The organism is Jiangella asiatica, from assembly GCF_004349065.1.
Lineage (GTDB): Bacteria > Actinomycetota > Actinomycetes > Jiangellales > Jiangellaceae > Jiangella > Jiangella asiatica.
Genome location: NZ_SMKZ01000013.1, coordinates 1 through 14,141, shown reverse-complemented (window position 1 = coordinate 14,141; position 14,141 = coordinate 1). Strand labels below are relative to the sequence as shown.

Genomic DNA, 14,141 nt, shown 5'->3' with positions numbered 1-14,141 from the left:
CATGAGGGCACTCCAGATCCAGGCGCCTGGGAAGGCCGCGATCGTCGAGGTGGAGCCACCGCGTCCTGGATCGGGCGAGGTGCTTGTCCAGGTTGAGGCCGTCACGTCCTGCCCGCAGTGGGATTTGCACCTCATGGCGGGAGAGCAGATGTTTCCCGAGGTCCCGATCCAATATCCGTATCCGCCCGGGCAGCCCGGGCACGAGGCTGTCGGCACCGTCACGGAGGTGGGTGACGGGGTGCGCGGCCTGCGGCTCGGGATGCGGGTGGCAGCCTGGCGGGATCCGGGGCACGATCAACTCGGATCGTACGCCGAGTACGTCGTGCGAGCCGAGGACGATCTGCTCCCGGTGCCGGCGGACCTGCCACCGGAGGCGCTCGCCCCCCTCGAGCTCGCGATGTGCGTCCAGGTGTCGTTCGAGTCCTTGGAGCGCCGCGATGCCATCGCCGGTCAGCGCATCGCCATTGGCGGCCTGGGGCCCGCCGGGCTCGTCGCCGTGCAGCTCGCCCGAGTCCACGGAGCGGCAGAGGTGATCGGCATCGACCCGGTCGCGGGTCGTCGACGGGCGGCTCACGAGCTGGGTGCGGACCGTGTTGTGCGACCGGAGGACTTGCCTGAACCGCGCCACCGCTGGACCGGCGATGCGCCGTTCGACGTTGCCATCGACTGCGTCGGGAGCGCCCCGTCGGTGCAGTACCTGATGGATCGGACCCGCCTTGCAGTCGCGTTGTTCGGTGTCCTCCGCGAGGATGTCGCCTTCGGCTGGAAGCACTTCATCGGCCTCGGCCTGCTCGGCTACGGCGAACACCATCGAGGTGCGGCAGAGGTGGCACTGCGACACGTCCTCGACGGTCGGCTCGATCTCGGCGCCCTCGTCACGCAGTCGATGCCTCTCACCGACTACGAGGAGGGTCATGCCCTGCTGGGCACGCGCGAGGCGCTCAAGATCTGCTTCTACCTATGAGATGCGGCCGACCCGCCTGCACGCGACGCCGCTAGCTCATGCGACACATGGCGTCGCGGAAGCGACCGCTTCTCGGCTGGTGCTCACGCGAGCTGCTCCAATAGCTTGACCGCTTGTCCGACACCGTCCTCGTCGCGCACGTGCCTGCCGAGATGTTCGGCCCGTTCCCGCATGGATGTGCTGGTTACGGCCTCATGGATGGCGCCTGCGAGGCGTTGTGGAGTCAGTTCGGGCTGGGAAATCGGCTGCGGCGCCACGCCGGCGGCGTGCATGCGCGCGGCATTGAACGGCTGAATGGTCATATACGGGCAGACGACCTGCGGCCGGCCGGCGACGAGAGCGAGGCCGGTCGTTCCCATTCCGCCGTGATGCACGATGGCCGCCATCCTGGGGAACAACCACGGGAACGGCACGTACTTGACATGGAGGATTCGCCCTTGCAGACCGTGGGCCGCGATGCCTCCCCATCCTGAGGCAACCACGGCTTTGACGCCGGCAAGTGATATCGCTTCCGAGATCAGACGGCCGGCGTGGTCGGGGTCGCTCCCTACGGCGCTCCCGTACCCAACATAGACGGGCGGTACGCCGTCGGCCAGAAACTCGGACAAGTCCGGGGGCGGAGACCATGACGGGGGCGTGGGCAAAAGCCAGTACCCAGTGGTGTGCACGTGATCGGGAAAGCGCGTCGGCTGTGGGAGCGTGAGCTCGCTGAACGCCTGAAGCACGGTGGCACGGGAGCCGTCGGGACGACGCATCGCGTCGCGGTGTCTGAATCGGTAGGTCAGACCGAGATGCCGGCGCCGCCACCCCCTGGTGCTCCCAATAAGCCCCCAATGCCATAACCGTGTCCACAGGTACGTCTGTCGGTTCAAGACGGGTGGCCATCGGAACGGGAGCAGGAAGTTGGGCAGTGGGTTCGGGAACGCCCGCGTCGGAATCCAGATCGGCTCCAGGCAGGCTGGCGCATTGGGGACGGAGAGCCGCTCCGCGACCTCGTGGCCAGGAAAAGCTGCATGATGGACGACGATGTCGTACGACCTGTCGCCATTAGCGGCCTCGGCCAGGTCGTGAAGCACACCAGGCATCATCCGTCGGTAACGACGCATGACCTTGAGCGCGATCGAGCCGCGGAAGTTCGTCTCGATCGCTGCTCGCACGACGGCGTCGTTGATGTGGTCAGCCCACGAGTCGGTCAGGGGGAAGAACTCCACGCCGTAGCTCTGGACGAGACCGGAGAAACCGGCAGGCGCGCACAGGGTGGCTTCGTGGCCAGCGTCCATCAACGCCACGGCGAGGGCGACAAAGGGGTGGACATCGCCGTCGCTGCCGTACGTCACCAAGAGAGCTTTCATCCGCGTTCCCCCCTCTTGATCGACTGCTGGGCTGCGATCTCGACGGCGGTCGCTCGGAGCCGTTTCGTGCACCGTAGACAGCTTCGCCAGCCGGTCTCAGGGGCCGACTTTCGCGGCGTCGAAGCGCTCACCGGACGGTTCTCATGCGCGTGCCTGAACTCGTCCTCTGCGCGTCGTGTGGCGCGAGTGGCGAGCATGACGACGGATGCCCGTCCGGGATCCGGCAGCCGAGTCGAGGTGCAGGTGAACGAGGATGTCGGTGGACCAGTGCGTGCCGGCGACGTCCGGCGAGCCCGCTCGCCAGCCCGACAACCGGCCCGACGACCGGCCGGCCGTCGCGCCCGAGCGGATCGGGGTGGTCGGGTGTGGGGTGATGGGTGCTGGTCTCGCCCAGCTGTGCGCCATGGAGGGCTTGGACGTCGTCGTGGTGGTGTCGGGGACGAGCTCCGTCGAGCTGCGGCGCGGACGGCTGCGCGCGGCGCTCGATCGCTCCGTGCGGAAGGGGCGGCTCACCCACGCGGAAGCCGCGGACGTCCATCGGCGGGTGATGATCACCGCGGACGTGGGGGATCTCGCGGACCGGGAGCTGGTGTTCGAAGCAGCACCGGAGGACGAGGAGCTGAAGACCGAGATCTTCGCGACCCTCGACAAAGTGGTGCAACATCCTGACGCGATCCTGGCGTCGAACACCTCGTCGATCCCGGTGATGCGGCTGGCCGCCGCTACGACCCGGCCGGAGCGGGTGATGGGTGCGCACTTCTTCAACCCGGCGACGCGGATGCCGCTGGTCGAGGTCGTCGAGACGCTGCTCACCGATCGTGCCAAAGCGGATCGGCTGGCCGCGTTCCTCACCGACGTCCTCGGCAAGCGGGTCGTGCGGGTGCGAGACCGGTCGGGCTTCGTCGTCAACGCACTGCTGTTCCCGTACATCATGTCCGCGATCAGGATGCTGGAGTCGGGCTTCGCCTCGGCCGACGACATCGACGACGCCATGGTGCTGGGCTGCAACCATCCGATGGGGCCGCTCCGGCTGGCGGACCTCGTCGGGCTCGATGTCGTCCATGCGATCGGTGAGTCGCTGCACGCGGAGTTCCGGGAGCCGCATCACGCGCCGCCGCCGCTGTTGCGCCGCATGGTCGACGCCGGGTTGCTCGGCGTGAAGACCGGCCGCGGCTTTCACGTGCACACAACCCCGGAGTGACACCGTGGCCCAGAAGCTCTATGTCGTCGTCGCTGGCACCAGCCCGGCGTTCCATGCGACCGTGGCGGCCGCGCTGGGGCAGCTGGCATCGGAGCGCCGCCGCTTCGTCGGCGCGCTGGACAAGGACGTGTTCCCGACCGCGTGGCCGGACGTGGCCGTGACGCTGGCCGAGCGGGCTACCGCCTACCTGGACGAGGTGCTGCCCGACGCGACGGTGGAGATCGTCGACGTGGCGCGACTGGAGCTCGCCGAGGAGCGGCTACGCCGCCTCGTCGAACAACCCGCCGCTGCGCCGAGTGAGGGTCCACGGCGCTGGTCCGACGCCGCCACCGTCCTGTTCCTGGTGGACGCGGTCGACGCGGTGTCCGGCCGGGACGTCGACACCAGGCTGGACGCCGTCGTCGACACACTCACCGCGGTGCGAGACCGTCTGGGCATCGGCGTCTCGCCCTACTCCGTCGTCGTCTACGACGAGCTGGAGGAGGAGCAGGTGTACTCGCGCACGACGTGCACCGCGCGCAAGGTCCCCGACGATGACTGGGTGCTCGCCGCGGAGGTGCTGACCACCTTCACCGACCTCGTCCAGGCCCGCCACGTCAACCAGCGGGCGGTCCTCACCGAGACCGAGCCGGTCTGCACGCTGGCCTCGGCGCTGACCGGCTTCCTCACCGAGCAGGCCGGCGCCCGCTGGGCGCTGCACTTCTTCACCGGGACGCTGCCGGCCAAGCTCATCCAGGACACGACGGCGATCGCGCGGCGCGCCGGCAACCCGGTGCTGCGCGGGCCCAACGAGCACAGCCTGGCCTGCGGTGCCCTGGCCCGCTGGCAGCTCCAGCGGGCGCCGTTCCTGCTGGTGGCGACAGCCGGCATGGTCGACGAGCTCAAGGGCACGCTGGCGAACCTGCGCGACTCGCAGGCGCCGGGCTTCATCGTCTTCGGCGAGACGTCGCCCGGCGGCTGGCAGCCGTTCCAGGGCACCGTCCACGACGACGAGGACGCCCGTGCGGTCTTCGCCGCGTACGGCCTGGCCTGCTTCTACCTGACCGAACCCGGCCGGCTGGCCGACGAGCTGGCCGCGGCGTTCCGCGCCTACCACCGGCGCCAGGGACCCGTCGTCCTGCTGGCCGCGCCCGAGGTGCTCAAGCTCACCGGCCCGGTCGACGTGCCCAGGGTCGCGGTGGCGCCGGCCCACCCACGCGTCGACGAGGACACCGTCGACGCCGTCGCCCGCATCCTCAACGAGGAGTCCGCGGCGGTGCTGTGGCAGTGCGGCAACCTGACCGACACCGAGCGGGACTACGTCTACGACCTCGCCCACGCCACCGGCGCCGCGCTGGTGGACTCGCTGGGCCGGCCCGGCACGGTGGCCCGTTACCACCGCGGGGAGGTCGTGCCGGAGTTCCTGGGCACGATGAGCATCTACGGATGCTCGCCGGCGGTGTGGCGCTTCCTGCACCCCGAGGGGAAGCGCCGGCCCTACGGCGACCAGGCCTTGTTCTTCCTCAAGAGCCGTATCACCGACCTGGCCACGCCGTTCCCGGACAAGGTGCTGTATCAGGACACCCGGATCGTGCAGGTCACCGACACCGCGGCGCACGTGGCGCCGTTCGCGGACCTACCCGTCGTCGAGGAGCTCCTTCCGTTCCTGCGCCGGCTGGAGCCGCGGCTGCGGCCCGACGACGGCGTCGTGCGCGGGCGGCGCGAGGCCATCGGTCGGGTACGTGACGCCGTCGGCGACCCGGTCGCGCTGGTCCCGTCGGTGCCGATGACGCACGAGCACTTCTTCACCGAGCTCAACGCCGTGATCGAGCAGCTCATCGTCGACCACGGCTACGAGTACACCGGCTTCTACGACGTCGGCCGCGGCGGCATCTCGGCCATCCGCAACCTCGCTCGCACCGGGCCGGGGTTCTCCGGTTGGTACGGGCGGGCGCTGATGGGCGACGCGCTGCAGGCCATCCCGGCGGTCGCGCTGACCAGCCCGGGCAACATCGTCGGCTTCATCGGTGACGGTGCCGCGCGGCTGGTCCCGTCCAGCCTGCCCAGCCTGGCTCAGCAGCTGCGGCACGAAGGCGGCCGCGTCGACGGCAACGTCAGCATCTTCTTCCTCCTCAACGGCGGGTTCTCGATCATCCGGTCGAACCGGGAGCTGCAGCACGCGGCCACGGCGGACGCGCAGATGTCGCTGCTCACGCCGGTGGACCCGCCGTGGCAGCAGACGTGGGGCGCCACGACGGTGACGCACGAGCGCATGTCGGTGGTCGACGCGAAGCACCTGACGGAACGGTTGCTGGCGCCGGCCGCGGTCAACCTCTTCTCCGTCTACCTCGCCCACGACAACGAGGGCGACGACATCATGCCGATGTCGCGGAGGAGCTGGCGAGTACGTGAATCGAAATGAGCGTTCCGTTCATTGACATGATTTCAGGAAGGTGAGAGCCTTGATCCACTCGGCCAGCGGGGCGGAGGAGGCGCGTCAGCGCCGCGGAGTGGTCTGTCGTGTCTCCCGTGGCAGACCACTCCGGCGCTCGCTCGTGGGTCTCACATGGACCTGACCATCCCCGCCGAGCTGCGCGAGTTCGTCGATGTGGTCCGGCGCTTCCGCGAGCGCGAGCTGATGCCGCTGGAGCACGAGTTCCTGCTGGCCGGCCGCTTCACCGCGCAGACCCGCACCGACCTGGAGCTGCGGGCCCGTAAGCAGGGGCTGTGGGCGCTGGACGTGCCGGAGGAGTTCGGCGGGCAGGGCATCGGCACGCTCGGGGCCTGCCTGGTCGGCGAGGAGCTGTTCAAACACCCGGCCATGTTCGAGTTCGGCGGCAGCCCGGAGCCGGTCCTCTACGCCGGCACGGAGGAGCAGCGCAAGCGCTACCTGCACCCGATCATCGACGGCGACCTGCGGTGCTGCTATGCGTTCACCGAGCCCAGCGGCGGCTCCGACGTGGCCGCCGTCCGCATGACGGCGACCCGCGACGGCGACGGGTGGCGGCTGCGCGGCACCAAGACGTTCATCTCCTACGTGGAGCGGGCCGACTTCGTCATTGTGTTCGCGACGGTCGACCGGTCGCTCGGCGCGCGCGGTGTCACCTGCTTCCTCGTCGACATCGGCACCCCCGGATTCACCGTGTCCAAGCCGATCCCGACCATGGGCGACGACTGGGACCCGAACGAGCTGGTCTTCGAGGACTGCGTGGTCCCGGATGCGAACCGGCTCGGCGCGGTCGGCGACGGCTGGCGGCTGGCGAGCGAGCAGTTGACGCACGGCCGGCTGAAGATCGCCGCGTTCCAGCTCGGCATCGCCCAGCGCTGCATCGACATCGCCACTGACTGGGCCCGGCAGCGCACCACCTGGGGACGCCCGATCGCGTCGCGGCAGGCGGTGCAGTGGATGCTGGCCGACTCGGTGACCGAGCTGGAGGCGGCCCGGCTGCTCGTTTACCGGGCGGCGTGGATGGCCGACGAGGGCCTGCCGATCCAGAACGAGGCGCACATGGCCAAGCTCTACGCCACCGAGATGGCCCAGCGCGTCACCGACCGGTGCCTGCAGATCCTCGGCGGCCTCGGCTACACCCGCGAGCTGCCCGTGCAGAGCTTCTACCGGCAGGTCAGGGTGTGGCGGATCGGCCACGGCACCAGCGAGATCCAGCGCTGGATGATCGCCCGGAACCTGCTCGGCCAGTCCGCCCGCGACTGACGGCTCAGGAGGAGACCGTGGCCCTTGACATCGAGCGGACCCCGCCGGACCTCGACCGTGCCTATGAGCGGCTCCGCGGCGAGCTGGACGTCGAGCGACACGAGCGCCTCGGCGTCGTGCACGCCCGCGACCTGGAGCGCTTCGCCGTCGCCGCCGGCACTCCCGCGCCGTGGAGCAGCGCGCCGCCGCTGTACGTCAGCTCGGTGATGGGCTGGGACGTCGGACCGGCGGAGGGCGAGCTGCGGCCGGACGGCTCCGGCGTCGCCGAGACCCGCGGGCTGCCGCTCGACGGCGTCCGGCTCATGGGTGCGGGGCAGGACCTGGAGCTGCACGAGCCGGTGCGCGCGGGGACGGCCGTCGTCGTGCACACCCGGCTGACCGACGTGCGTCGCAAGGACGGCCGGTCCGGGGCGTTCCTGGTCCTCGAGGTGCTGCGCCGGTTCACCGACGACGGCGGCCGGCCGCTGGTCACCTGCCGCGAGTCGTTCATCGCGAGGTGACGCCGTGGACCTCGCCATCGGGACACCGATCACCCCCTACCGAGTCCGGCCGAGCACCGTCGGGCTGTTCCGGTTCAGCGCGGCCACCTGGAACGCCCACCGCGTCCACTACGACGCCGGGCACGCCGCCGCCGAGGGATACCCGGGCGTGCTCGTCCAGTCGCACCTGCACGGCTGCTACCTCCTCGACGCCGTCCTCGCCTGGGCCGGCCCAGCGGCGACACCGCGCCGGTTCAGCTGGCAGAACCGCGGCATCGCGGTGGCCGGCGACGTGCTCACGGTCACCGGCACCGTGACGGCCGTCGACGACGACCCCCAAGGCGGCCGGCGGTCGGTCACCGTCCAGCTGACCGAGCACAACCAGCGCGGCGAGCTGTGCGCGCCGGGACGGGCGGTCGTCGCGATGCCGCTGTGAGCGAAACGCGCCCCCTGCCTCGTCCGGCGGGCCGACACCAGAATCGTGATCATCACCCGCACAGCGAAGGGACGGGCCCGTGCGCCCATTCGTCATCCTGGGGTCCGGCGGCCTCGGCCGGCAGATCATCGGACTTGCCGAGGAGGTGGAGCGTCACACCGCGGCGGACAAGCTCATCGGGTTCCTCGACGGTGGCGTCGACGAGCCGGACGTGTGGGGCGTGCCGGTCCTCGGCGGCGACGATCAGCTCGCCGCGCTCGACGCGCGCTACGTCATCGGCGTCGGCCTGCCGGCCGCACGGCGCGACCTCGACGCCGCGGCCACCGGCCTGGGCCGCGAGGCCGCCACGCTGGTGCACTCCGCGGCCTGGATCGGCAAGCACACCGCCGTCGGCCCGGGTTCGCTGATCTTCGAGACCGCGCACGTGGTCGCCGGCGCGACAGTCGGGCGGCACGTGGTGATGGAGGTCAACACGTTCGCCGGCCACGACTCGCGGATCGGCAGTTACGTCATCATGGCCGGCGGCGCGTCGGTCGGTGCCCGCGCCCGGATCGGCGACGCGGTCATGCTGGGCATCGGCAGCATCGTCCTGGGCGACGTCGTCATCGGCGACGGGGCGGTGGTCGGCGCGGGCGCCGTCGTCACCAAGGACGTGCCGCCGGGCGCCTGCGTCGTCGGCGTCCCGGCCCGCGAGACCACGTTGCGGCGCGGCCGGATCACGGCGTGATGGGCGCCCTGGCTGGCCGGCGGGTCCTGGTGACCGGCGCCGACGGGTTCATCGGCAGCCACCTGGTCGAGCGGCTGCTCGACCAGGCCGCCCGGGTGACGGCGTTCTGCGTCTACAACTCCAACGGCTCGTACGGCTGGCTGGATCAGCTGGCGCCGGACCAGCTGGCCGGCGTGGACCTGCAGCTCGGCGACATCCGCGACCCGCGGTCGGTGCGCCGGGCCGTCCACGACGTCGACGTCGTGTTCCACCTGGCCGCGCTGGTCGCCATCCCGTACAGCTACCAGGCGCCGGAGTCGTTCGTCGACACCAACGTCACCGGGACCCTGAACGTCCTGGAGGCGGTCCGCGACGCCGGAGACGTCCGCCTGGTGCACACGTCCACGAGCGAGGTCTACGGGACGCCGGAGTCGGTGCCGATCACCGAGTCGCACCCGCTGTGTGGGCAGTCGCCCTATGCCGCGTCGAAGATCGGCGCGGACCAGCTCTGCCAGGCCTACGCCCGTTCCTTCGGGGTGGACGTGCTGACTCTGCGCCCGTTCAACACCTACGGTCCGCGGCAGTCGGCCCGCGCGGTCATCCCGACCATCCTGGGCCAGCTGCTCTCCGGGGCGACGACGGTGCGCCTGGGCAGCCTGTCGCCCCGCCGAGACCTGACCTACGTCGCCGACACCGTCGACGGGTTCGTCCGGCTGGCCGGCGCGGACCTGGAACCCGGCGCCGTCGTGCAGCTCGGGACCGGGCAAGCCGTGTCGATCAGACAGCTGTTCGCGATCTGCTGCGAGGCGACGGGGATCGAGGCGACCGTCGTGACCGACAAGGAACGCGTCCGCCCGGCCGGCAGTGAGGTCCAAGTGCTGCTGTCGGAACCGAGTAGGGCGAAGGACCTGCTCGGCTGGCAGGCTTCGTGGACATTGGTGGACGGTCTGGCCGAGACCATGCGGTGGCTGGCACCCCGGGTGGTCACCGAGCGCGCGGGTTGGTACCAGCGATGATCCCGCTGGCCGAACCGTCGCTGGACGGCAACGAGGCTCGCTACCTGGCCGAATGTGTCGAGAGCGGCTACGTCTCGTCGGTCGGACCGTTCGTGGACCGTTTCGAGGCGGAATTCGCGTCGACGGTGGGCGCGGAGCACGCGGTGGCCTGCGCCAGCGGGACGGCCGCGCTGCACGTGGCATTACGGCTGGCCGGCGCCGGGCCAAGTGCGCTGGTGGCGGTCTCGGACTTCACGTTCATCGCCTCGGCCAACGCCGCCGCCTACGCCGGCGCCGACGTGCTCCTGGTCGACAGTGAGCCCGAAACCTGGTGCATGAACACCGAGCTGCTGTATGACGAGGTGATCCGGCGGGCCACGGTCGGGGAGCGGCTGCCGGACGCCGTCGAGGTGGTGCACGTGCTGGGACATCCCGCGGCTATGGAGCCGCTGCTCGAGCTGCGCCGCCGGTTCGGCGTGCGGATCGTCGAGGACGCCGCTGAGGCGCTCGGCGCGTCGTGGCGGACCGGACCGCTCACCGGGCGGCAGGTCGGGACCGTCGGAGACCTCGGCTGCTACTCCTTCAACGGCAACAAGATCATCACGACCGGTGGTGGCGGGATGATCGTCACCGACGACGCCCAGCTCGCGGCGGCCGCGAAGCACCTGACCACGCAGGCGAAGGTGCCCGGCGCTCACTACGTCCACGACACCGTCGGCTACAACTACCGGCTCACCAACCTGGCCGCCGCGGTCGGACTCGCCCAGCTCGAGCGGCTGCCCGAGCTGCTGCTGGCCAAACGCGGGATCGCGGCCCGATACCGCACCGCGCTGAGCGGGTCGCCGGTGTCACTACCGCCAGCCGCCGCGTGGGCGCAGCCGTCGCACTGGCTTTCGTCGGTGCTGCTCGACCCGGGCGGGCCGGCCCTGGACACCGTCGTCGCCGTGCTGGCCGGCGACGGGGTCCAGGCGCGCCCGCTGTGGCCGCCGCTGCACCGCCAGCAGCCGTACCGGTCGGCCGAGCGGCTCGGCGGCGCCGTCGCGGAGGATCTGTACCGGCGCGGCCTGTCGCTGCCGTCGTCGCCCGGACTGTCGGCGGCCGATCAGCAGCGGGTGACGACCGCGCTGGCGACGGCGCTGGGCGCGGTCCCCGTCGGGTGGTCGGCCCGATGACCGGCGCGGCCGGGTACGCCGTCGTCACCGGAGGTGGCCGGGGTATCGGGCGGGCCATCACCCTGCGGCTGGCGGCGGTCGGCTGGCGGTGCCTGATCGCCGGGCTGGAGGAGGTGGACCTGAAGCGGACCGCCGCGGACGCCGGCGGCGACGTCGACACGCTGGAGTGCGACGTCGCTACGGAGGCGGGCCGGCAGGCCATCGCGGCCGCCGCCGCGGATCAGGCGCTCCCGCTGGAGCTGCTGGTCAACTGCGCGGCACGATCGACCGCGATGCCGCTGTTCGAGCAGTCGGCCGCGGAATGGGTCGCGGAGCTCGAGACCAACCTCGTCGCCGTGGCACTGCTCTCGTCGTGGGCGATCGAGCGGATGCGCGAGCGCGAGCACGGCTGCGTCGTCAACATCGGCTCCGTCTACGGCTCACTCGGGCTGAACAGCGCGTATTACCCGGGGGTGTACCCGCAGGACGGGTCTCGCGGGCCGGAGCGCGCCCCGGCCTACCACGCGTCGAAGGGTGGCCTCGCGGCGCTGACCCGCGAGCTCTCCGTCGTCGCCGGGCGGTGGAACGTGCGGGTGAACACGGTGTCGCCCGGGATGATCCGGACCCCGGAGCGTCCGGTGACCGACGAGCGGGTGGCGCTGTTCACGCAGGCCACGCCACTGCGGCGGCTGGGCCGGCCGGAGGAGGTGGCCGCCGTCGTGGAGTTCCTCGCCTCGGACGAGGCGTCGTTCGTGACTGGCGCCGAATGGGTGGTCGACGGCGGCTGGTCGAGCTGGTGATCCGCAGGGAGGATGTCGGGTGAAAGTACTGGTCACAGGGGTAGCCGGCCGGGTGGGGTCCACCCTGGCGCAGCAGCTGGTCGCTGCCGGCTACGAGGTGCGCGGGACGGTCCGGCCGGACGGTCGGCAGCCGCATCCGGCGCTGGCGCGGCGGATCGAGGTGGTCGAGGCTCCACTCAGCGACGCGGCGGCGGTGCGGCGCGCCGTCGCCGGCGTGGACGTCGTCGTGCACCTGGCCGCGCGGATGGTCGTCGGCGACGTGCCGCCGGAGGAGCTCCTCGACGTCAATGTCGGCGGCACGCTGCGGCTGCTGGAGGCGGCCGTGACCGGGCGACGGCGGGTGCGGCGGTTCGTGCTGGCCAGCACCGACGGCACGTACGGCCCGGCCAGGCCGCGGTTCAGCCCGATCACCGAGGAGCATCCGCAACACCCCGGCGACTACTACGGCATGACGAAGGTGCTGGCCGAGCAGCTGGTCCGCAACCATCGCGAGCTGCACGGCCTGGAGTACACGATCATGCGGCTGGGGTCGGTGGTGGCGCCCAACGAGGTGCTCCCGCTGTTCCGGCTGGGTTGGGCACGCGCCTTCGTGGCCGGTCAGGTGGCCGCGGGCCGGCGCGGCAGCCTGTGGCAGGTCTTCGACGGCCGCGACGACGCCGTCGCCGCCCTCGACCAGATGGTGGCCGCCCGCGTCGACAACGCCGCCGCCGTCCTGATCGGCCCGGACGGCGCGCCATGGGCCGTGCACCTCACCGACGTGCGCGACGCCGTCGCGGGCCTCATGCTCGGCATCGAGCACCCGAAGGCGGCCGACGACCACTTCAACATCGTCGGCCCGTCGACGACGACGTTCGCCGCGGGTGCGCGGGTCGTGGCGGCCCGGTTCGACCTGGAGACGGTGACGGTGGCGCTGCCGATGCGGCTGGCGTTCGAGATCTCTCCGGCGAAGGCGCGCGACGTGCTCGGGTACGAGCCGCGCTGGGACTTCGCCGCGACGCTGGAGACCGCGCTGCGGGCACCGCACGTCGACCCGACGTACCTGCCGGTCGGCGGCTAGCGATGCGGCGCGTCTGCGTCTTCACCGGGTCCCGCGCCGATTACGGGCCGCTGCTGTCGGTGCTACGGGCTCTGGACGCGGAGCCGTCGATCGACCTGTCGGTGTTGGTGTCGGGTGGCCACCTGGTCAAGTCGCAGGGGTTGACCGTAGGCCAGATCGAGGCCGACGGCTTCCGGGTCGCCGAGCGGGTGGAGGTGGTACTGGCGAGCGACACCGCGTCGGCTGTGGCGAAGTCGTTCGGTTTGGCAGTGATCGGATACGCGGACGCGTTGGACCGCCTGGCCCCCGACGTCGTCGTCGTGCTGGGGGACCGGTACGAGGCACTCGCGGTGGCCGTGACCGCTGCGCTGCGGCTGGTGCCCGTCGCGCACATCGGCGGCGGTGAGCTCTCCCACGGGTCCACCGACGACTCCGTCCGTCACGCCATCACCAAGCTCGCCCACCTGCATTTCACCTCGAACGAGGAGTTCCGGCAGCGGGTGATCCAGATGGGGGAGGACCCCGCGCGGGTGTACGTCACGGGGGCACCCGGCCTGGACACGATCAGGACCATGTCGTTCGTGGGGCGGGAGTCGCTGGCGAAGGTGCTGGGAATCTCCCTGCGCGATCCGGTCGTCGCCGTGACCTACCACCCCGCCACCGCCGACCCGGTCCGCAGCCTCGACGGGGTACGCGGCCTGGTGGCGGCGCTCGACGAACTCCCATCGGCGACCGTCGTGTTCACCGGCACCAACGTCGACCAGAACGGCGCGGCCACGTACGAGCCCATCCGCCGGTTCGTGGCGTCGAACCCGACCCGAAGCGTCGCCGTCAGTTCACTCGGGGCGCAGAGGTACCTCAGCCTGGTCGACCTGGCCGCCGTGGTGGTCGGGAACTCGTCCAGCGGCCTGGCCGAGGTCCCCGCCCTGAGGACGCCGACGGTGAACATCGGCAGCCGCCAGGACGGCCGCCCTCGGGCGGCGTCCGTGATCGACTGCGGCGAGTCGGCCGACGACATCGGGGCGGCCATCCGGCGGGCACTGTCGCCCGAGCACGCCGCCGTGACCGCCACCGCCACCTCAGCCTTCGGCGACGGCCACGCCGCCGAACGCATCGCCGAACAGCTCAAGATCGCTGACCTGCGAGGTCTGCTGCGCAAACGATTCTGGTCGTTGACTTCCGCCTACGTCGGTGGATGAGATTCCTGGAGGTGTGTTGGGTTGTCTGGTGCTCGGGTTGGTGTCATTGGCACGGATAACACGCATGCGTACACGTACTGCGCTTTCTTGAACGGTTGGGCCGAGGACGAACCCATCCCAGTGCGACTGCC

At 71.1% G+C, this 14,141-nt stretch carries 13 protein-coding genes and 1 pseudogene; 13 read left to right on the top strand and 1 reads right to left on the bottom strand.

The genetic code is table 11. From position 1 onward, the window contains the following. Position 1 precedes the first annotated feature (1 nt). Together E1269_RS34205 and E1269_RS33350 are read left to right on the top strand one after the other, a co-directional pair. Positions 2–343 (top strand): annotated as a pseudogene (locus tag E1269_RS34205) (alcohol dehydrogenase catalytic domain-containing protein); the annotation flags it as partial. A 6-nt stretch (positions 344–349) separates the two neighbouring features. Beyond that, positions 350–964, top strand: coding sequence for a zinc-dependent alcohol dehydrogenase (locus tag E1269_RS33350; protein ID WP_239000857.1), 615 nt, complete (start codon positions 350–352; stop codon positions 962–964). An 83-nt stretch (positions 965–1,047) separates the two neighbouring features. Here the strand turns inward: E1269_RS33350 and E1269_RS10980 are convergent, their stop codons facing one another. Further along, positions 1,048–2,316, bottom strand: coding sequence for a glycosyltransferase (locus tag E1269_RS10980; protein WP_131894321.1), 1,269 nt, complete (start codon positions 2,314–2,316; stop codon positions 1,048–1,050). A gap of 253 nt (positions 2,317–2,569) precedes the next feature. Between E1269_RS10980 and E1269_RS10975 the strand changes: the two genes are divergently transcribed. From E1269_RS10975 to neuC, 11 genes are all read left to right on the top strand, one after another. After that, on the top strand, positions 2,570–3,517 hold the full coding sequence (locus E1269_RS10975) for a 3-hydroxybutyryl-CoA dehydrogenase (RefSeq protein WP_131894319.1): 948 nt from the start codon (positions 2,570–2,572) through the stop codon (positions 3,515–3,517). Between the two features lie 4 nt (positions 3,518–3,521). Further along, positions 3,522–5,918: a hypothetical protein gene (locus E1269_RS10970; RefSeq protein ID WP_131894317.1), complete on the top strand. Its 2,397-nt coding sequence runs from the start codon at positions 3,522–3,524 to the stop codon at positions 5,916–5,918. 144 nt (positions 5,919–6,062) lie between these two features. Then, positions 6,063–7,208, top strand: a complete 1,146-nt coding sequence (locus E1269_RS10965) for an acyl-CoA dehydrogenase family protein (protein WP_131894315.1) — start codon at positions 6,063–6,065, stop codon at positions 7,206–7,208. Positions 7,209–7,225: 17 nt separating this feature from the next. After that, complete coding sequence (locus E1269_RS10960; RefSeq protein WP_131894313.1) at positions 7,226–7,708, top strand: FAS1-like dehydratase domain-containing protein; 483 nt, start codon at positions 7,226–7,228, stop codon at positions 7,706–7,708. Positions 7,709–7,712: 4 nt separating this feature from the next. Next, positions 7,713–8,123 (top strand): FAS1-like dehydratase domain-containing protein, encoded by a 411-nt coding sequence (locus E1269_RS10955; RefSeq protein ID WP_131894311.1) that lies wholly within the window; start codon positions 7,713–7,715, stop codon positions 8,121–8,123. Positions 8,124–8,202: 79 nt separating this feature from the next. Next, a complete protein-coding gene (locus tag E1269_RS33780) occupies positions 8,203–8,850 on the top strand; it encodes a PglD-related sugar-binding protein (protein WP_131894309.1) in 648 nt (215 codons plus the stop codon). After that, positions 8,850–9,845: an SDR family NAD(P)-dependent oxidoreductase gene (locus E1269_RS10945; RefSeq protein WP_131894307.1), complete on the top strand. Its 996-nt coding sequence runs from the start codon at positions 8,850–8,852 to the stop codon at positions 9,843–9,845. The genes E1269_RS33780 and E1269_RS10945 overlap by 1 nt, the downstream gene beginning before the upstream one ends. Further along, complete coding sequence (locus E1269_RS10940) at positions 9,842–10,996, top strand: DegT/DnrJ/EryC1/StrS family aminotransferase (RefSeq protein WP_131894305.1); 1,155 nt, start codon at positions 9,842–9,844, stop codon at positions 10,994–10,996. The genes E1269_RS10945 and E1269_RS10940 overlap by 4 nt, the downstream gene beginning before the upstream one ends. Further along, positions 10,993–11,775 carry an SDR family NAD(P)-dependent oxidoreductase gene (locus E1269_RS10935; protein ID WP_131894303.1) on the top strand — a complete coding sequence of 261 codons (783 nt, stop codon included), beginning with the start codon at positions 10,993–10,995 and terminating at the stop codon, positions 11,773–11,775. Before E1269_RS10940 ends, E1269_RS10935 begins: the two co-directional genes overlap by 4 nt. 19 nt (positions 11,776–11,794) lie before the next feature. Then, the gene (locus tag E1269_RS10930; RefSeq protein ID WP_162606350.1) at positions 11,795–12,832 is read left to right on the top strand and encodes an NAD-dependent epimerase/dehydratase family protein; all 1,038 of its coding nucleotides are present in this window, start codon (positions 11,795–11,797) and stop codon (positions 12,830–12,832) included. A gap of 2 nt (positions 12,833–12,834) precedes the next feature. Further along, entirely contained in the window at positions 12,835–14,010 is a 1,176-nt protein-coding gene (gene neuC, locus E1269_RS10925; protein WP_162606349.1) for a UDP-N-acetylglucosamine 2-epimerase, read from the top strand. Positions 14,011–14,141: the final 131 nt, after the last annotated feature.

Coding starts and splice junctions, on each gene's coding strand:
- E1269_RS10945 (WP_131894307.1), top strand. CDS start 8,850: ATGGGCGCCCTGGCTGGCCGGCGGGTCCTGGTGACCGGCGCCGACGGG.
- E1269_RS10975 (WP_131894319.1), top strand. CDS start 2,570: ATGTCGGTGGACCAGTGCGTGCCGGCGACGTCCGGCGAGCCCGCTCGC.
- E1269_RS10935 (WP_131894303.1), top strand. CDS start 10,993: ATGACCGGCGCGGCCGGGTACGCCGTCGTCACCGGAGGTGGCCGGGGT.
- neuC (WP_162606349.1), top strand. CDS start 12,835: ATGCGGCGCGTCTGCGTCTTCACCGGGTCCCGCGCCGATTACGGGCCG.
- E1269_RS10980 (WP_131894321.1), bottom strand. CDS start 2,316: ATGAAAGCTCTCTTGGTGACGTACGGCAGCGACGGCGATGTCCACCCC.
- E1269_RS10940 (WP_131894305.1), top strand. CDS start 9,842: ATGATCCCGCTGGCCGAACCGTCGCTGGACGGCAACGAGGCTCGCTAC.
- E1269_RS10965 (WP_131894315.1), top strand. CDS start 6,063: ATGGACCTGACCATCCCCGCCGAGCTGCGCGAGTTCGTCGATGTGGTC.